Source organism: Amycolatopsis plumensis (assembly GCF_042652605.1).
Classification (GTDB): Bacteria; Actinomycetota; Actinomycetes; order Mycobacteriales; family Pseudonocardiaceae; genus Amycolatopsis; species Amycolatopsis plumensis.
Genome location: NZ_JBHSJY010000001.1, coordinates 783,528 through 800,768 on the forward strand (window position 1 = coordinate 783,528; position 17,241 = coordinate 800,768).

The following is a 17,241-nucleotide window of genomic DNA, read 5'->3' on the forward strand; positions in this document are numbered from 1 at the left end:
ACCGCTGACCGGCGCCCGTGCCGGTGCGTTCGCAGTTGATCACGCCCGGTGTAGTGTTTGCCGGTCCGACCGGCGTGCGTGACCGCGTGAGGTGCCATGACAGTGCGGCGGTACCCAGTGGCCATCCTGCTCGTCTTCGTCGTGGCGGCCCTGGTGGTGGTCAACGGTTTCGCCTTCTGGGGCGACACCCTCGCCCTCTGGGTCGACGACGCCCTGCAGCTGTCCGCCGGGATCACCGCGGTCGTCTGCGGCGTCGCCGTCGCCCGGCGGCTGCGCGGCCACCAGCGCTGGTGGCGGCTGCTGGTCGCGCTCGGCATGACCGGCTGGTCGATCGGCCAGTGCGTCTGGTCGTGGTACCAGCTGGTCGACGGCCGCGGGCTGCCGTCGCCGTCGCTGGCCGACGTCGGGTACCTGAGCTTCCCGCTGTTCGCGCTCCCGGCGCTGTTCGTGCTCGCGCACGCGCGGGCGCGGCCGGACCGCGAACGCTGGCAGCCCGCCCAGTGGACCGCGCACTTCGGCGTCGCGGTGGTGCTCGACGGGCTCGTCGTCACCGGCTCGCTGTTCATCCTCACCTGGACCGCGGCGCTCGGGCAGGTGGTCCGGGCCACCGGGCCGGACGCGCTGACCTGGGCCGTCGCCATCGCCTACCCGCTGACCGACCTGGTGGTCGTGGTCGTCGCGGTGCTGCTGGTCGTGTTCGACCGGGTGGACCGCCCGTACCGCGCGAACCTGCTGCTGGCCGCGCTCGGGATCGTCGCGCTGGCCTGCTCCGACAGCGTGTTCGCCTACCTGGTCAGCATCGGCGCGGAAAGCATGAAGCCGTGGTCGGACGCCGGGTTCGTGCTCGGCCCGCTGTTCATCGCCTTCGCTTTGCTGGTCACGCCCCACACGCGACGGCGGGACGACGCGAGCCAGCCGGTGGGCGTCGACTGGTGGCAGGTGGCGCTGCCGTACCTGCCGGTCACCGCGGTCGCGCTGCTGATCACCGTGCAGATCGTGGCCGGGGCGGGCCCGGACGGCGTCGAGGTGTTCGTCGGCGCGCTGGTGGTGTTCCTGGTGCTCGCCCGGCAGCTGCTTTCCTTGCTGGACAACAGGTTGCTGCTGCGCCGGGTGTACGAGGGCCAACAGCAGCTGACCCACCAGGCCTACCACGACCCGCTGACCGGGCTGGCCAACCGCGCGCTGTTCGCCGACCGGCTGGACCGGGCCGTCGAGCAGGGCGCGGAGGGCGGGCACCGGCCGCTCGTGCTGATCTTCGTCGACCTGGACGACTTCAAGGAGGTCAACGACCGGTTCGGGCACGCGGGCGGGGACGTCCTGCTGCACGCGGTCGCCCAGCGGCTGCTGAACTGCGTCCGCACGGGCGACACGGTCGCGCGCCTGGGCGGCGACGAGTTCGCGATCCTGCTGGAAGGCGAGGTCGACGCCCCGCAGGCGGTCGCCGACCGGATCCAGAGCGCGCTGCGGCGGCCGTTCGCGGTGCACGGCACGCTGGTGGCGGTCCGCGCGAGCATGGGCCTGGTGGTGCCGGACCCGGCCGAACCGGCGGTCACCGCCGACGTGCTGCTGGGCCGCGCGGACACGTCGATGTACGCGGGCAAGCGGCTCGGCAAGGACACGACGGTCGTGTACCACCCGTCGCCGGACGGGCCGCCCGACTTCCCGTCGGCGCTGCGCCGCGCCGACGGCGGTCTCCCGGAGGGCTTCGCGCTGGTGTTCCAGCCGATCGTGCGGCTGGCCGACGAGCAGCCGGTGGCGGTGGAGGCGCTGGCCCGCTGGACCACGCGGGACGGCACCTCGGTGTCCCCCGAGACGTTCGTCCGCGCCGCGGAAGGCGCCGGGCTCGGCGCGGAACTGGACGCGCTGGTCCTGGACCTGGCGTGCCGCGAGATCACCGCGGCCGGGATCGAGCTCACCGTGCACGTGAACGTGTGCGCGAGCCGGCTGGGGGCCGCCACGCTGGAGCAGAGCGTCGAGGCCGCGCTGGACCGGTACGGCCTGCCGGCCGAACGCCTGATCGTCGAGATCACCGAGACGGTGCCGGTCCCGGACCTGGACGCGGGTGCGGCCGCGATCCGCCGCCTGCAGGACCTGGGCGTCCGGGTGGCCCTCGACGACTTCGGCGCGGGGTACAGCTCGCTGACGGTGCTGCACGCGTTGCCGGTCGACCTGATCAAGCTGGACCGCGCGCTGATGACGGGCGTCCGCCCGGACCGCGACGCCGCCCTGTGCCGGTCACTGGTCGGGCTGTGCGCCGACCTGGAGGTGGCGGTGGTCGCCGAGGGCATCGAGACGGCCGAGCAGGCCGAGCTGGTCACCCGCGCGGGCTGCACCACCGCCCAGGGCTACCGCTTCGGCCACCCGGCCCCGCTGTCCTCGCTCCGCCTCTCGACACTCTCGGCCGGCTAACTTCGGCGGTCTGCCGCGGCTGGTCGTGAGTGGTAAGGCGGGTTAGAACCCGCTTTTTCACTCACGACCAGCCGCGGCAGGGGACCTCAGTTCGCTTTCACGCCGGGCGGGAGCACGCCGAAGATGGTGGCCGTGGAGCCCGCGCCGTTGCGGTTGATCGGGCCGCCGGCGAGGACCCAGGCACCCGTCGTGGGCAGGGCCTTGAGGTTCGCCAGGATCTCCAGGCTGATCCGGTGCCGCCGGTAGACCAGCTTGGACACCGTGTACGTCTCGTCCGTGCCGACGTCCGGGCTGAACGTGTCGGTGCCCGTTCCGCCGCGGCGGCCCAGCCGTCCGGTGTCGATCAGCCACTGCACCGCGGGGATCGAGAACCCCGGCTGGTGCAGCACGCCGTCCGCGCCGGTGTTCGGGAAGGCGGGCGTGCCCCACTTGGCGTCCCAGCCGGTCCACAGCACCACCACGGACTCGTCCGGGATGCGGCCGTGGCGCTTCTCCCACGCCTTGAGGTCGTCGATCGTCACGGCGTAGTCCGGGTTGTGCGCCGCCTTCGCGCGTACATCGATCTTGACGGCGGGCCGGAACAGGTCCGCCGGATCCATGTCGTCGGCCAGTGGTTCGCCGGTGTTGAAGTGCCCGGGCGCGCCCCAGTGCGTCCCGGTGTGCTCGCCTTCGCGGACGAACTGCAGGTAGTAGCCGTCTTGGGGAATGGTGGCGATGGTCTCCAGCTCGAAGGCCGGGTCACCGGGGAAGACGTTGGTGGTGGCGGGGTCGTTGACGTGCGACAGGTTGACCAGGTTCAGCTGGTCGAGCCGCACCGGGGGCGCGGTTTCGGCCGCTTGGGCCGTCCGCCCGGACAGCGCGGCGCCGAACACCCCGGCCAGCCCCGCGGCCAGCACCCTGCGTCTCATCGGCATGAGGGATCACCTTTCACCGTGCCGGGCAGCACCCCGGCTCAGCACGGTCATATCACCCGGACTGGGCACGGCCATAGAGCCTGCGCGAAGATGTGTTCGTGGACAACGACATCGACGACAACGCCGACGACGGCATCCTCGACCCCGAGGACACTTTGGACGACCGCGACGAGCTTGCGGAGGGTTATTCACCACCGGAACGCGCGCAGGCCACCGAAGGCTGGGGCACGACCGCGCGCGAGACGGCGGAAGGCGAGAGCTGGGCGGGCCGGCTCGCCCGCGAGGTCCCCGACCTGGCCGACGACCTCGACGACGACGGGCTGGGCGACTCCGAGGACACCGACGGCGAGCTGATCGACGACGAGGTCGGCGACGTCCGCGCGGGCCGCCTCGTCGCCACGGACGAAGGCTTCGGCGAGGACACCGACGAAGAGCTGTACGCCTCGGACGCCGGCATCGACGGCGGCGCGGCTTCGGCCGAGGAAGCGGCCGTCCACGTGATCGACCCGTCCCGCCGCTGGTGAGCCGGTAGCGGCCGTCAGCGGACGGCGGAGTCGTACTCGCGGACCGCGGCCAGGTACTCGGTGATCGCGTCGCGGTTGCGCAGCAGGCATTCCGCCCGCCGGGTCATCCGGTCGCGCTCGGCTTCCAGGGTCGCGATCATCTCCGGCGTCGCGTCCGGGAAGTAGATCGTCCGCGGTTTGTCCAGGCAGGGCAGGATCTGCTTGATGATCCGGGTCGGCAGGCCGGCGTCGAGCAGGCCGCGGACCTGGATCACCCGGTCGACCGTCGGCTCGGCGTAGTCGCGGTAGCCGTTCGGGCCACGGCCGGCGACGATCAGGCCCTGCTCCTCGTAGTACCGGAGGAGCCGGCGGGACGTGCCCGTGCGCTCCGAGAGCTCGCCGATCCGCATGTGTGCCACCTCACGCTCGCCGGGGTAGACCTTCACATCAATGTGAGGGTTCGAGCATAGCGGCATGACGAACCTCAGCACCCGAAGTCTCCCCCTGACCGCCCTCCTCGCCCTGACCACCGCCGCGTTCGTCACCGTGCTCACCGAGGCGCTGCCGGCCGGCGTACTGCCCGGGATGAGCGCCGGCCTCGGCGTCGGCGAGTCCGCGGCGGGCCAGGCCGTGACGATCTACGCGCTCGGCACCGCGCTCACCGCGATCCCGTTGTCCGCCGCCACCGCGAGGTGGTCCCGCAAACGCTTGCTGCTCACCGGGGTCGCGGGGTTCGCGGTGGCCAACACCGTCACGACGCTGTCGGCGGACTACGCGCTGACGATGGTGGCCCGGTTCGTCGCCGGGGTGGCGGCGGGTGTCGTCTGGGCGCTGCTCGCCGGCTACGCGCGCCGGCTCGTCCCGCACGGAGAGGGCAAGGCCATCGCGATCGTGATGGCCGGCATCCCGCTGGCGCTTTCGCTCGGCATCCCGGCCGGGACGTTCCTCGGCGGCCTGCTCGGCTGGCGCTCGGCGTTCGGTGTCATGTCGGCGATCGCGGTCGTGCTGCTCGCCTGGATCGCCGCGGCCGTCCCGGACCAGCCCGGGCGGGCGGCGGACCGGACGCCGGTCCTGCGCACGCTCACCGTCCCCGGTGTCGTGCCCGTGCTCGCCGTGACGCTCGTGTTCGTGCTGGCGCACACCGTGCTCTACACCTACGTCGCCGCCTTCCTCGGCCACGCCGGGATGGGTGACGCGGTCGACACGGTCCTGCTGGTGTTCGGGATCGCGTCGATGGCGGGCATCGGGGTCGTCGGCGCCCGGATCGACCGCGCGCTGCGGACCTTGATGGTGCTCAGCACGATCGGCGTCGCGGTGGCCGCGACCCTGCTGGCGGTGTTCGCGGGCCGCCCGGCGCTGGTCTACGTCGCCGTGGCGCTCTGGGGGCTCGGCTGGGGTGGCGTCCCGACGCTGCTGCAGACGGCGGCCGGGAACGCCGGCGGTGCGGCGGCGGACAACGCGCAGGCCATGCTCGTCACGCTGTGGAACGCCGCGATGGCCGCGGGCGGGGTGGCCGGCGGGGTTCTGCTCGACGCCGCCGGCCCGGCGGCGTTCCCCTGGACGCTGCTGGTGCTCCTGCTGCCGGTGCTCGCCGTGGTGCTCGGCGCCCGGCGGCACGGGTTCCCCGCCCGCTCCTGAGTGGACGAAGGGCCCGGGCGCACGCGCCCGGGCCCTCCAGCTTTTCAGCAGCGGCCCGCGATGGCCCGCAGCAGTTCGGCGTTCGCCGTGTCGCCGGACAGCTCCCAGGCGAACACGCCGCCGAGCCCCTGCGACTTCGCGTAACCGGCCTTCGCCGACGCCGTCTCGGGTGTGTCGTAGCTCCACCACTGCGAACCGCACTTCGCGTACGCCGTGCCCGCGATCCGGCCGTTGGCGGGGCACTTGGTCTTGAGCACCTTGTAGTCCTCGACGCCGGCTTCGTACGTGCCGGGCGCGGGGCCGGTGGCCGTGCCGCCCGGCTGCTTCTGCGTGACGCCGTCCCAGCCGCGGCCGTAGAACCCGAGGCCCAGCAACATCTTCGACGACGGCACGCCCTGGTGACGCAGCTTCTTGATCGCCGCGTCGGCGTAGAACCCGGCGGACGGGATGCCCGGGTAGGCCCGCAGCGGCGAGTGCGGCGCGGTCGGCCCGGTCGGGCTGGCGCCGGCGACGAAGTAGTCGTAGGTCATCACGTTGTACCAGTCGAGGTACCGGCTCGCGGCGCCGTACTCGGTGGCGTCGATCTTGCCGCCGGCCGAGCCGTCGGCGGTGATCGCGGCGGTCACCAGCTGGCGGCCGAACTTCGCGCGCAGCGCCTTGACCAGCCCGGTGAACGCCTTCGGGCCGCTGGTGTCGCAAGTGTTGCCGCAGGCGTTCGGGTACTCCCAGTCGACGTCGATGCCGTCGAAGACGCCCGCCCAGCGCGGGTCGTTGACCAGGTTGTAGCAGGACTCGGCGAACTTGGCCGGATCCTTCGCCGCCTCGGTGAACCCGGCCGACCAGGTCCAGCCGCCGAAGGACCACAGCACCTTCAGCTTCGGGTGCAGCTTCTTGAGCTGGAGCAGCTGGTTGAAGCTGCCGTGCAGCGCACCGGGTTCGGTGCTGTCGGCCTGGCCGCTGACGCTCGTGGCCGCGTCGTAGGGCATGTCGTGGTCGGCCCACGGGTCGCCGACCGCGCACCCGCCGCCCGTCACGTTGCCGAAGGCGTAGTTGATGTGGGTCAGCTTCGCGGCCGACCCGGACGTCTCGATGTCCTTGACGTGGTAGCCGCGGGCGTAGACGTCCCAGTCGGCGAAGTAGGCCATCACCTTGCCCTGGCCTTGACCGGCGTCCGCGGGCGGCGCGACGACGGTGGCGCCGGCGAGCGCGAGCGCGACGACGGCGATGCGTTTTCTCATGCGGAGCACGGGATTCTCCTCACCACCCTGACGGACCCACCGAGGCTAACAGGTCCAGACCATTGCAAACCAGGGTCAAATCAGTACGGTCAACGGATTTCCCGATGCCGCCCCAGCCGGTCGCGGATTCACGGACGTGCGATGATCGGCCGATGACCGAGTTCGGCTGCGCGCGCTGCTCCGGCGAAGACGCCCTGACCGCGCTGGCGTTCTGCACGACCCGGCTGAACAAGACCCATCGCCTGGTCGAGCGGTCGCACTTCAGCGTCTCCCTCCGCCGGTGCCCGGAGTGCGGCCAGTCGTTCGCCGCGATCTTCACCGAGTTCGTCGACCGGGCGGGCGAAGACGCGCAGTACTTCGAGTTCGTGCCCCTCACGACGGCCGAGGTGTCGACGCTGGCCGCGCAGGGTTCCGGCGTCGACCTGGCCGAGCTGGGTGCGCTGGGCAGTGTCCGCCGCCGGCTGTCGTCGAGCTGGCCGACGGGCGGCGAGAAGGAGATCGCCTGGCGGACGGATTCGCTGTCGGTGCGCGAAGGTCACTGACGCGCCAGGCGCAGGATCGCCGCGGCACTGCGGTCGACGTCGGCCTCGGTCGTCGACCAGCCGGACACCGAGATCCGCAGGTACCGGCGGCCGCGCCAGGTGGTGCCGCCCAGCCAGCAGGTGCCGTCGTCCTGGACCTTCCGGATGAGCGCGTCGGTGTCGCCGCCGAAGGACACCAGGACCTGGTTGAGGACGACGTCGTTGGCGATCTCGGCCCCGCCGTCGGCGAGCTTTTCGGCGAAGCGCCGAGCCAGCCGGCAGCAGCGGTCGACGAGCTCGGCGACGCCGTCGCGGCCCAGCTCGCGCAGCGCCGCCCAGACCGCGAAGCCGCGAGCGCGGCGTGACGACTCCAGGGTCAGGTCGCCCATGCCGGACACCTCGCCGGCGCCGGTGAGGTAGGCGGCGCGGTAGGCGATCGCGGCGGCGTGGACCTCCGGGCGGGCACAGAAGACGAAGCCGGAGTCGTAGGGGACGTTGAGCCACTTGTGGCCGTCGCAGGCCCAGGAGTCGGCGAGTTCGACGCCGTCGAGGAGTGCCCTGGTGGCCGGGTTGGCGGCGGCCCAGAGCCCGAAGGCACCGTCGACGTGGATCCAGGCGCCGGGCGCGGCTTCCCGGGCGGCGCGCAGGTCGTCGCACGCGCCGGTGTTCACGTTTCCCGCCTGCAGGCAGACGATCAGCGGCCCGCTCCCGGCTTCGCACGCTTTTCGCAGGTCTTCGACGTCGATCGCCCCTTGTGGACCGGCCTTGACCGGCTCGACGGCCCGGGTGCCGAAGCCGAGCAGCCGCAGGGCGCGATCGATGGTGGCGTGCCGCTCTTCGCTCGCGACGACGCGGACGCGCGGAGCACCGGCGAGCCCGTCGTGCTCGACGTCCCAGCCGGCTTCGGCGAGCACGTGGTGGCGGGCGGCGGCGAGCGCGGCGGTGTTCGCGGCCTGCCCGCCGGTGACGAACCCGGCGGAGGCGGTGGCCGGGAGACCGAGCAGCTCCTTGAGCCAACCGCCGGCGACCTCTTCGGCGGCGGCCGCGGCAGGTGAGAGGACGGCGTTGAAGCCGTTCTGGTCCCAGCCCGCGGCCAGCACATCGGCGGCCGTGGCGGCCGGGAGGGCGCCACCGATGACGAAGCCGAAGAACCGCGGACCGGCGGTGGCGACGAGCCCGGGTCCGGCGGCGCGGGCGAGCTGTTCGAGCACTTCGGACGGCGGGGTGGCGCTCTCCGGCAGCGGGCCGCCGAAAGCCGACCGCAGGGCGGAGTGGTCGACGGGCGGGGCGACGGGCCGGTCCGCGAGGGTGGCCCGGTAATCGGCGGCCAGCTCGGCGGCCCGGCCCAAGAGAGCGTGCATCTCGTCCACGAGCCGACTGTAGGCCGAGGCGTCTTGAATGACTCATTCATGGCGTAGGCGGTCATGAATGAGTCATTCACGACATCGGTGGCGGGAACAATCGGCAGCCTCCCGGCGTAGCGTCCTGGTATGGAGACCCCGTTGAGCACCGACCGCCTCGTGATCCGGGACTGGACGCCTGCCGACGCCGAAGCCGCGTTCGCCATCTACGGCGCGGAGGACGTCACGCACTGGCTGACCCCGGCCATGGACCGCGTGGGCGACATCGGCGCGATGCGCGCGGTGCTGCAGGCCTGGCAGGAAGCGCAGCCGAACCTGCCGCCGCCGCGCGGGCGGTGGGCGATCGAGCGCAAAGAGGACGGCGCGGTGATCGGCGGCCTCGGCATCCGGCTGCTGCCGCCGTTCGAAGAGGACCTCGAACTGAGCTGGCAGCTGGCCCCGGGCGTCTGGGGCAAGGGCTACGCATCCGAAGCCGCGACCGCGCTGATCGAGTGGGCCTTCACCCAGGACACCGAAGAGCTGTTCGCCGTCGCGCGGCCGAACAACACGCGGGCGATCGCGGTCGCCAAGCGGCTCGGCATGAACTGGGTCGGCGAGACCGACAAGTACTACAACCTGCGGCTGCAGGTGTACCGGATCCGGCACACCGACATCATCGGCTGACCGGCTCCAGCAGGAAGACGCGGATGTCCCGGTGCGCAGCCCGCACGGCGTACCGGTCGTACGCGGGCCAATAGGCCGCGACCGCGTCCCACATCCCCTGGCGCTCGTCCCCGGTCAGGAGCCGCCCGGTGACGTCGATCGTGCGCCCGCGCAGCGCGACCGTCGCCGCCGGGTGGGCCAGCAGGTTCGCCGACCACGCCGGGTGCGCCTCGCCGCCCCAGTTCGAGCCGATGACGACGTACCCGCCGTCCCGCTCGACGTAGAGCAGCGGCACCTGGCGGGGCTCGCCGCTGCGCCGCCCGATCGTCGTGAGCAGCAGCGTCCGCAGCCCGACCGCCGCGCCGACGCCGACCCGCCCGCCGCTGATCCGCAGCAGCACCCGGTCGGCGGGCACGAGCGCCCGCCCGAGCACCGCGAACGCCCTGCTCTTGCCGAACCCGGCGAAGACACCCCGCAAACCGGCCACGCCGCGATCCTAGGTCTGGCAAGGTCACGAGCATGACCCGCCCCGAAACCGCCGCCGAGGTCTTCGACGCGCTCGGCACGGACTACGAACACGCCTTCCGCACCGCGACCGGGCAGCGCGCCGCCCTCACCGAGCTGCTCGACGCGCTGCCGCCGGAGTCGAAGGTGCTCGACCTCGGCGCCGGCACCGGGCGGCCCACCGCGGAACTCCTTGTCGCCGCGGGCCACGACGTCACCGGCTACGACGTCGCCCCGAAGATGGTCGAGATCGCGCGGAACCAGGTGCCCGCCGCCCGGTTCGAGCTCGGGGACATGCGCGAACTGTCCTTCGAGGACGGCTGCTGGGACGCGGTCACCGCCTTCTTCTCGATGCTCCAGCTGCCCCGGGCCGAGCAGGAGACCATGATCGGCCGGATCGCGGGCTGGCTGAAGCCCGGCGGCCTGCTCGTCTTCGCCACCGTGCCCGCCGACGTCGACGGCGCCGACATCGTCTTCATGGGCCACCCGGTCCGCGCGTACAGCTTCGCCGCCGGCCCGCTCAAGGAGCGGCTGCGGGCGGCCGGCCTCGAAATCGTCGTCGAGGACGCGGCCGAGTTCGTGCCCGACCACCCCGGCGCCGGCCCGGAGCCGCACGTCTACCTGACCGCGCGCAAACCGGCCTGAGCCGTCAAGCCCCCACGAAATCGATCACCCGACGGACATGAATTTTGCTCAACTTCGTGCATGTCCCGTGCGGCTGACCCGAGCTAAAGTGAGGGATGGGCATCGAAGCTCTGGCCAGGCCGGTACCTCGCGAACACCGTGAGCTCCTGCGCGAAATGCTGGCCAGGCTCCCCGAGTTCGCCGACCGCCTGGCCCGGCTGCTCAGCGAGCAGGACGAGTTCTACCGGCAGGTCGAGGACGTCGCCCCCGGCGAGCTGCGGCAGGTCTGCCGGGCCAACCTCGAGCGCGCGCTGACGGCACTGGCCGAAGGCCACGGCCTCGCCCTCGACGCCGCCCGCAAGACCGGGCTCGCCCAGGCGCGCCAGGGCATCCCGCTGCCCGCGGTGCTGCGCGCGTTCCGGATCGGCGGCACCTTCGTCTACGAAGGGCTCCTCGAGCTCGCCGGGCCGGAGTTCCTCAACCCGACCCGGACGATCGAGATCAACTCCTACGTCTGGAAGGCGATCGACCTCTACTCCGAAGCGCTGACCACGGCGTACGAAGAGGTCGCGGCCGAGCCATCGCACGCGAACGCGCGGCTGCTGGACGACCTGCTGCGCGGCCGGCTCGCTGGCCAGGCGGACATGGAGGCCGCGGCCCGCGAACTGGGCCTGCCGACCGCGGGCATGTTCGTCGCCGTGGTCACCGAACGCGTCGAGCCGGACGAGCACGACTCCGTCGAGGCGCTGCTGCGGGCGCGGCGCTGGCGGTCGGCGTGGCGGCCGGGCGGCGAGGCCGGCCTGGTCGCGATCGACCGGATCGAGGACGTCCGTCGGCTGCGCGAAGTGCTGGGTTCGCTGCCCGTCGCGGCCGGGATGAGCAAGCCCTTCACCGGCTTCCCCGACGTCCCGGACGCCCTGCACCGGGCCCGGATCGCCCGCCGTTCCCTGCCGTCGGCGACCGCGGGGGTGGTGGTGTTCGGCGACTCCCCGGTGACGACGCTGGTCGCGGCCGCGCCCGGGATGGCCCGCGACGTCGTCCGGTCGGCGCTGACCGGCGTGCTGGCCCTGCCGGCCGCGGAGCGCAAGGTCCTGCTCGACACGCTGCTGGCGTGGTTCGCCGGCCACGGCTCGGCGAAGGAGGCCGCCGACCGGTTGTTCGTGCACCCCAACACGGTCCGCTACCGGCTGCGCCGCGTGCAGGAGCTGACCAAGCGCGACCTCACCGACCCGGTCGACATCGGCGAGCTGTACGTCGCGCTGGAGTCGGTGCGTCTGGATCCCGAGTCGGATTGATCGTATTTCGATCACTACCGATTGACTTTCGATAGGAAGCGCGCGATAGTCGGCGCATGGTTACCGAGAAGTGGGCCGTTGCCGCGCTCAGATTCTTCCTCGTGGTGCTGTTCGGCGTCCTCGTCGTCTTCCAGACGATGTCGCTGCCGGGCGGCATCGCCTACCACGCGCAGCAGAACCCGCACGACGCTCCGCTGCGCTGGCCACTGACCGCCATCGCGGTGTTCCTCGTGCTGTGCGCCGAGGTGGTGGTCGTCGCGACCTGGAAGCTGCTCACCCTGGTCAAGAAGGACCGGATCTTCACCACGGCGTCCCTGAAGTGGGTCGACGCGATCGTCTGGGCCGTGGCCGCCGCGTGGCTGGTCGTCGCCGGCATGCTGCTGTTCGTCGGCTTCAACGCCGATGACCCGGGCATGCCGATGCTGCTGTTCCTGGTGACCGTGGCGATCACCGTGATCGGGCTGCTCATGGTGGTCATGCGCGCCCTGCTGCGGCAGGCCACCACCCTCCGGTCCGACATGGAAGCGGTCATCTGATGCCGATCGTCGTGCGCATCGACGTCGAACTGGCCAAGCGCAAGATGAGTGTCGGGGAGTTCGCCGAGAAGGTCGGGCTGACGCCGGCCAACGTGGCCGTGCTGAAGAACGGGCGCGCCAAGGCGGTCCGGTTCAGCACCCTGGAAGCGATGTGCCGGGTGCTCGGCTGCCAGCCCGGCGACCTGCTGGAATGGGTCGAGGAAGACGTTTAGCCGAGGTCGGAAGGTCGCACGCGCAGCTTCGCGGCGATCCGGGCGAGCGCCTGCTGGTCGGCCGCGGTGAGCGGGTCGAGGACGTCCAGGACGCTGCGCACGTGCGTCGGCGCGGCTTTTTCGACGACCTCGAACCCGGCGTCGGTGAGGGCGACCAGGGTGTACCGGCCGTCGTCCGGGTCGGGCGAGCGCCGCACCCAGCCGCGGTGCTCGAACCGCTTGACCACATTGGACAGCCGCGAGAGGGAACCGTTGGCGAGGTAGGCCAGTTCGCTCATCCGCAGGCGGCGTTCGGGCGCCTCCGAGACGTGGCTGAGCGCAAGGTACTCGAAGAGCGTCAGGCCGGCTTCGTGCTGCAACGGCGCCTCCAGCCGGCCCGGGAGCAGCAGGATGAGCGAGACCAGCCCGGTCCAGGCTTCCTTCTCGGCGGGACTGAGCCAGCGCGGGCCTTCGTGATCCGTGGCCATGAGTGGCACCCTATCCGCCGTGCGATGACTTCAAGCTTGAAGTTGTGCTACGTTGACTTCAAGCTTGAAGTCAACGGAAGGAAATCCCATGTTCTTCGTGACCCCCGGCTACGGCCCCAAGCACCTGGCGGCCCTGCACTACAGCCAAGCGGTCCGCATCGGCGACCGGGTGGAGATCTCGGGCCAGGGCGGCTGGGACGACGACACGGTGTTCCCGGCGGACCTCGAGGAGGAGATCATCCGGGCGTTCGACAACGTCGAGCGCACCCTGGCGACGGCCGGCGCCACCTGGGCGGACGTGGTATCGGTGGATTCCTTCCACATCCCGACGGCCGACGACACGATCGGCGATGAGCACACGCGGGTGATGGTGGAGCAGTTCAGGAAGCGGATGGGCGACCGGGCACCGATCTGGACACAGCTCGGCGTGGCGGCACTGGGCGCACCGGGGATGCGAGTAGAGATTCGCGCGACGGCGATTCTCGGCCAAGCCTGAGCCGCGAGGCTAAGCCGCGTCGGCCTCGACCAGGCGGGCCAGTTCCAGCAGCGTGGCCTCGAAGCCCGGGCCCGCCGTGAGCGCCACCGTGAGCGGGCTGCCGTGCCGGCTTCTCCCCACCGGCAGCGTCACCGCCGGTTCCGTCCACTGCGGACGGTCCACTCCGGCCGACACCACCACGTCCGGCCGCGGTGGGCGGTGGCGGCCGCCGCCCGCGTCGAGGTCGAGCACCACGTTGCCGTGCAACGAAAGCAGCGCCGCGACGTCCGCCACCGCGTCCCGCAGCTCGCGGTCGGCGATGGAGTCCGAATGGGCGCCGATCGCGGGCCGGGGTGAGGCGTCGTCGCGGACGAGGTGGGGCACGATCGCGCCGAGGTCACCCGAGGCACAGGTCAGCACCCGGATACCGGGCACGCCCGCCTGGGGGTCGGCGATGCTGATCCCCGCGCTCGCGGCGGCCGCCACGATCCGGGCCCGCCAGCGCGCGGTCGCCGCGATGGCGACCATCGATGGGTCCTGGGGCAAAAGGGGGGTTCTCCTTCGGGGTCCGGCGCGGCGGCGTGCGGATCGTCCGATGGTGGGCCGGTGCCCGTTGTGCCCGGGAACAAACATGTTTGGCCGCTTGGTCCGAACGGCCGCGCCCATGCCCCCTTCCGGTGGCAGCGGGCGTCTGTGACCGCCGGTCACACTTTGACGCGCGACGTGGCGCGGGCCACTATCCGTGCACCTGATTACCGCCGGGTAATTTGGCTGTCCGGAGTACGACCCAGGAGGACCGTTGCGACGAGCTTTGGGCCTGATCTTGCTGGCGCTGGGGGTCTTCGCGGTCGCCGGGGCGGTGCTGCTGCCGACCTACGTCTACCCGAAGCTCGCCAAGGTGCCGCTCGACCAGGATTCGACGTCGGTGCTGGAAGGCACCGCGAGCAAGGTCCTCGCCGTGACCGACAAGGGCACCGGCCCGGTCACCGAGATCCGGGAGAACCGGAAGCTGACCGCGACCGCCCGCGTGCAGGCGAACTTCGCGCGGCCGGAGATGCGCCAGGACACCGACTACGCGGTCTGGCTGCTCGCGGTGCAGGTCAAGGACGACGATGACGGCACCGTGCTCAGCGCGAGCAAGCGGCAGGTCTGCTTCGACCGGCGCACCGCCGAGGGCTACGACCCGCGCGGAGATGCCGACCCGAAGTGCACCAGGGAAAGCAGCTACGTCACCGAGCTCGCGGACAAGGCCGACAAGGACGGCCAGAAGCCGCCCGAGCAGAACGTGTACCAGGCGCAGCCCGGCCTGAACTTCAAGTTCCCCTTCGGCACCGAGCAGAAGGACTACCAGGTCTACGACGACAACACCGGCAAGGCCGTCACCGCCCGGTACACCGGGACCGAAGAGGTGAACGGGATCGAGACGTACAAGTTCGTCCAGAACATCCCGGACACCAAGCTCGAGACGAAGTCGGTGCCCGGCTCGCTGGTCGGTGTCGCCGATTCGAGCGTCGACGCGGACCTGTACTACCGAGGTGTCAACACGATGTGGGTGGAGCCGGTCACCGGCGTGGAGGTGAAGCAGCAGCAACAGCAGCACCAGGAACTGCGTCCGGTCATCGGCAACCCGACCGTCGTGTTCGACGGGACGCTGGCCTACAACGGCAAGACGATCGCGCAGATGGTCGACCAGATCGACGAGAACAAGGGCAAGCTGGAGTTCCTGTCGAGCACCGGCCCGCTCTGGCTCGGCATCGGCGGCGGGGTACTGATCGTCGTGGCGATCGTCCTGCTGGTCCGGCGGCGTCCGGCCCCGCCGCCGGCCCCGCGGCAGCGCCGCCAGGTCGTGTTCGCCCAGACCTGAGGTTGAGCGCTTCCGCAGGACCAGGACCAGATTCCAGGAGGCGATTTCCCGGAGGCCGGGAATCCGCACGATCCACATCGCCCAGCTCGGGTGGTACCGCGGATACCCGGCCACCAGGTCGGCGACCGGCGTCGTTTTCGCCCAGCGAAGCGCAGCGCCGACCGAAACCGGGAACAGGCTTTCCCCGAATTTGTTCTTAGGCTGCTTCCCGAGTTTCCTGGCATAACGCTGCCGGGCGTAGTAGCCGCCCAGGAAATGCCACGGCGCGGTCTCGTGACCGCCCCACGGCGAATACCACGGCGTGAACGACGCGAAGACCGTGCCGCCGGGCTTGGTCACCCGGCACATCTCGTCGAGCATGACCCACGGCTCGGAGACGTGCTCCAGCACGTTCGACGAGTAGCAGATGTCCACGGAACCGCTGCGCACCGGCAGTTCCGTGCCGCTGGCGCGGATCATGTTCTCTCCCGGCTCGCCGCGGGCGGACAGCTCGCCGACGTCCGGGTCGAGGCCGAGGTAGACCGCGCCGGCCGCGCGGAAGGCGTCGGAGAAATAGCCCGGGCCACCGCCGACGTCGAGCACCGTCCGCCCCGGCAGCGGAGCGTGCGACGCCAATTGCCGGACGGAGTCGGCGGCGAGCGCGGAATAGAAGCCGTCGGGGTCGGTCTGTTCGGTGAGGAATGTCCGGAACAGGGTCACCGACCGGCGGAGCGTGGCGCGATGCGGCTGCGCCGTCGCGACAAAAACCGGATTGCCCACCATTGAACCGTCGCTTTCCCGAATACGTTCATCTAAGGTGTACGCACCAGTAACCTAGCACCGTCGCTACAGTTTGGAAAAACCCGATGCAACGTCCTCGTGTGCTCCTGCTCAACTGGCGCGACACCGGCCACCCCGAAGGCGGCGGCTCGGAGCGGTACGTCGAGCGGATGGCCGAAGGCCTGGCCAGAGCGGGGTACCGGGTCGAGATCCAGTGCGCCGCCTACCCGGGTGCGACGGCGGGCGAGTGGCGCGACGGCGTCCGCTACCGGCGGCGCGGCAACAAGTTCGGCGTCTACGCCCACGCGCTGCGCGCGATCCGCCGGGCCCGCGCCGACCTCGTGGTGGACGTGCAGAACGGCATGCCGTTCTTCGCCCGGCTGGTCGCCGGCTGCCCGGTGCTGGTGCTCGTGCACCACGTCCACAAGGAACAGTGGATCAGCGCGCTCGGCGAGACGCTGGGCCGGGTCGGCTGGTGGATCGAGTCGCGGCTGGCGCCGTGGCTGTTCCGCCGGTGCTCCTACGTCACGGTTTCCGAGGTCACCAAGGCGGAACTGGCGGAGCTGGGCATCGAAGGCGACCGGGTCACGGTGGTCCCGAACGGCCTCGACGCGCCCCCGCCGTGCACGTCGGAACGGGACCGCGAACCGACGCTGGTCGCGGTGAGCAGGCTGGTGCCGCACAAGCGGATCGAGCACGCGATCGACGTCGTCGCGCGGCTCGCACCGCGCTGGCCGTCGCTGCGGCTGGAGGTGGTCGGCCAGGGACCGTGGGACGAGGTGCTGCGCGCCCACGCCGCTTCGCGCGGGGTCGCCGACCGGGTCGTGCTGCACGGCTGGGTCGACGAGCAGGCCAAGCACGAGGTCCTCGCGCGGTCGTGGCTGCACCTGTGCCCGTCGGTCAAGGAGGGCTGGGGCATCGTCATCATGGAGGCCGCGGCGCACGGCGTGCCCTCGGTCGCCTACCGCGCCGCCGGCGGCGTGACCGAGTCCATTGTGGAGGGCCGGACCGGCTTGCTGGCCGACGACTTCGACGATTTCACCGCGCAGGTCGACGGCCTGCTCGCCGACGGGCTGCGGCGCACGGAAATGGGCTTGGCGGGCGCCGAGCGGGCCGGGCGGTACAGCTGGGACGCGAGCATCAACCGGTTCGAGTCACTGGTGCGGGACGTCTCCGGCCAGCCGGTCCCCCGCCCCCGCACCCTGGCCCCGGCGCTCGCCCGGCAGCCGACCTGATGCAGTGAATGACTCATTCCTGGCGTCGGACGCTAGGAATGAGT

19 protein-coding genes and 1 pseudogene are annotated in these 17,241 nt (G+C 71.4%); 12 read left to right on the forward strand and 8 right to left on the reverse strand.

Annotated features, from left to right (window positions below):
* Positions 1–102: 102 nt before the first annotated feature.
* On the forward strand, positions 103–2,409 hold the full coding sequence (locus ACFPLC_RS03780) for a putative bifunctional diguanylate cyclase/phosphodiesterase (RefSeq protein ID WP_378235693.1): 2,307 nt from the start codon (positions 103–105) through the stop codon (positions 2,407–2,409).
* An 86-nt stretch (positions 2,410–2,495) separates the two neighbouring features.
* On the opposite strand, the gene ACFPLC_RS03785 is transcribed toward ACFPLC_RS03780, so the two are convergent.
* Positions 2,496–3,323 (reverse strand): cyclase family protein, encoded by an 828-nt coding sequence (locus ACFPLC_RS03785; RefSeq protein WP_378189394.1) that lies wholly within the window; start codon positions 3,321–3,323, stop codon positions 2,496–2,498.
* Positions 3,324–3,421: 98 nt separating this feature from the next.
* Here ACFPLC_RS03785 and ACFPLC_RS03790 point away from each other — a divergent pair, with 98 nt between their 5' ends.
* Complete coding sequence (locus ACFPLC_RS03790) at positions 3,422–3,847, forward strand: DUF5709 domain-containing protein (protein ID WP_191314006.1); 426 nt, start codon at positions 3,422–3,424, stop codon at positions 3,845–3,847.
* A gap of 14 nt (positions 3,848–3,861) precedes the next feature.
* On the opposite strand, the gene ACFPLC_RS03795 is transcribed toward ACFPLC_RS03790, so the two are convergent.
* A complete protein-coding gene (locus tag ACFPLC_RS03795; RefSeq protein ID WP_378189393.1) occupies positions 3,862–4,236 on the reverse strand; it encodes a MerR family transcriptional regulator in 375 nt (124 codons plus the stop codon).
* A 64-nt stretch (positions 4,237–4,300) separates the two neighbouring features.
* On the opposite strand from ACFPLC_RS03795, the gene ACFPLC_RS03800 reads away from it, so the two are divergent.
* The gene (locus tag ACFPLC_RS03800) at positions 4,301–5,464 is read left to right on the forward strand and encodes an MFS transporter (protein ID WP_378189392.1); all 1,164 of its coding nucleotides are present in this window, start codon (positions 4,301–4,303) and stop codon (positions 5,462–5,464) included.
* Positions 5,465–5,508: 44 nt separating this feature from the next.
* Here ACFPLC_RS03800 and ACFPLC_RS03805 read toward each other — a convergent pair whose 3' ends face one another.
* Complete coding sequence (locus ACFPLC_RS03805; RefSeq protein ID WP_378189609.1) at positions 5,509–6,702, reverse strand: glycoside hydrolase family 18 protein; 1,194 nt, start codon at positions 6,700–6,702, stop codon at positions 5,509–5,511.
* A 152-nt stretch (positions 6,703–6,854) separates the two neighbouring features.
* On the opposite strand from ACFPLC_RS03805, the gene ACFPLC_RS03810 reads away from it, so the two are divergent.
* Positions 6,855–7,244, forward strand: coding sequence for a hypothetical protein (locus tag ACFPLC_RS03810; protein WP_378189391.1), 390 nt, complete (start codon positions 6,855–6,857; stop codon positions 7,242–7,244).
* Here ACFPLC_RS03810 and ACFPLC_RS03815 read toward each other — a convergent pair.
* On the reverse strand, positions 7,238–8,584 hold the full coding sequence (locus tag ACFPLC_RS03815) for a pyridoxal phosphate-dependent decarboxylase family protein (RefSeq protein WP_378189607.1): 1,347 nt from the start codon (positions 8,582–8,584) through the stop codon (positions 7,238–7,240). The genes ACFPLC_RS03810 and ACFPLC_RS03815 overlap by 7 nt on opposite strands.
* Before the next feature lie 129 nt (positions 8,585–8,713).
* Between ACFPLC_RS03815 and ACFPLC_RS03820 the strand changes: the two genes are divergently transcribed.
* Positions 8,714–9,247: a GNAT family N-acetyltransferase gene (locus tag ACFPLC_RS03820; RefSeq protein ID WP_191314001.1), complete on the forward strand. Its 534-nt coding sequence runs from the start codon at positions 8,714–8,716 to the stop codon at positions 9,245–9,247.
* Here the strand turns inward: ACFPLC_RS03820 and ACFPLC_RS03825 are convergent.
* Positions 9,237–9,704 (reverse strand): nitroreductase family deazaflavin-dependent oxidoreductase, encoded by a 468-nt coding sequence (locus ACFPLC_RS03825; RefSeq protein WP_378189605.1) that lies wholly within the window; start codon positions 9,702–9,704, stop codon positions 9,237–9,239. The two genes, ACFPLC_RS03820 and ACFPLC_RS03825, sit on opposite strands and share 11 nt — an antisense overlap.
* A 41-nt stretch (positions 9,705–9,745) precedes the next feature.
* Between ACFPLC_RS03825 and ACFPLC_RS03830 the strand changes: the two genes are divergently transcribed.
* From ACFPLC_RS03830 to ACFPLC_RS03845, 4 genes are all read left to right on the forward strand, one after another.
* Entirely contained in the window at positions 9,746–10,375 is a 630-nt protein-coding gene (locus ACFPLC_RS03830; protein WP_378189390.1) for a class I SAM-dependent methyltransferase, read from the forward strand.
* Positions 10,376–10,470: 95 nt separating this feature from the next.
* On the forward strand, positions 10,471–11,649 hold the full coding sequence (locus ACFPLC_RS03835) for a PucR family transcriptional regulator (RefSeq protein WP_378189389.1): 1,179 nt from the start codon (positions 10,471–10,473) through the stop codon (positions 11,647–11,649).
* Between the two features lie 56 nt (positions 11,650–11,705).
* A complete protein-coding gene (locus ACFPLC_RS03840; protein WP_378189388.1) occupies positions 11,706–12,185 on the forward strand; it encodes a DUF2975 domain-containing protein in 480 nt (159 codons plus the stop codon).
* A complete protein-coding gene (locus ACFPLC_RS03845; RefSeq protein ID WP_378189387.1) occupies positions 12,185–12,397 on the forward strand; it encodes a helix-turn-helix domain-containing protein in 213 nt (70 codons plus the stop codon). The genes ACFPLC_RS03840 and ACFPLC_RS03845 overlap by 1 nt, the downstream gene beginning before the upstream one ends.
* Here ACFPLC_RS03845 and ACFPLC_RS03850 read toward each other — a convergent pair.
* On the reverse strand, positions 12,394–12,864 hold the full coding sequence (locus ACFPLC_RS03850) for a MarR family winged helix-turn-helix transcriptional regulator (protein ID WP_378189385.1): 471 nt from the start codon (positions 12,862–12,864) through the stop codon (positions 12,394–12,396). The genes ACFPLC_RS03845 and ACFPLC_RS03850 overlap by 4 nt on opposite strands.
* A gap of 88 nt (positions 12,865–12,952) precedes the next feature.
* Here ACFPLC_RS03850 and ACFPLC_RS03855 point away from each other — a divergent pair, with 88 nt between their 5' ends.
* Entirely contained in the window at positions 12,953–13,360 is a 408-nt protein-coding gene (locus ACFPLC_RS03855) for a RidA family protein (RefSeq protein ID WP_378189384.1), read from the forward strand.
* Positions 13,361–13,369: 9 nt separating this feature from the next.
* On the opposite strand, the gene ACFPLC_RS03860 is transcribed toward ACFPLC_RS03855, so the two are convergent.
* Complete coding sequence (locus tag ACFPLC_RS03860; protein WP_378189383.1) at positions 13,370–13,867, reverse strand: hypothetical protein; 498 nt, start codon at positions 13,865–13,867, stop codon at positions 13,370–13,372.
* A 271-nt stretch (positions 13,868–14,138) separates the two neighbouring features.
* Here ACFPLC_RS03860 and pgfA point away from each other — a divergent pair, with 271 nt between their 5' ends.
* Positions 14,139–15,203: a cell envelope lipid trafficking protein PgfA gene (gene pgfA, locus ACFPLC_RS03865; RefSeq protein WP_378189381.1), complete on the forward strand. Its 1,065-nt coding sequence runs from the start codon at positions 14,139–14,141 to the stop codon at positions 15,201–15,203.
* Between the two features lie 6 nt (positions 15,204–15,209).
* On the opposite strand, the pseudogene ACFPLC_RS03870 reads toward pgfA, so the two are convergent.
* Positions 15,210–15,902 (reverse strand): annotated as a pseudogene (locus ACFPLC_RS03870) (class I SAM-dependent methyltransferase); the annotation flags it as partial.
* 161 nt (positions 15,903–16,063) lie between these two features.
* On the opposite strand from ACFPLC_RS03870, the gene ACFPLC_RS03875 reads away from it, so the two are divergent.
* Positions 16,064–17,197, forward strand: coding sequence for a glycosyltransferase family 4 protein (locus ACFPLC_RS03875; RefSeq protein ID WP_378189603.1), 1,134 nt, complete (start codon positions 16,064–16,066; stop codon positions 17,195–17,197).
* The last annotated feature ends 44 nt before the right edge of the window (positions 17,198–17,241 follow it).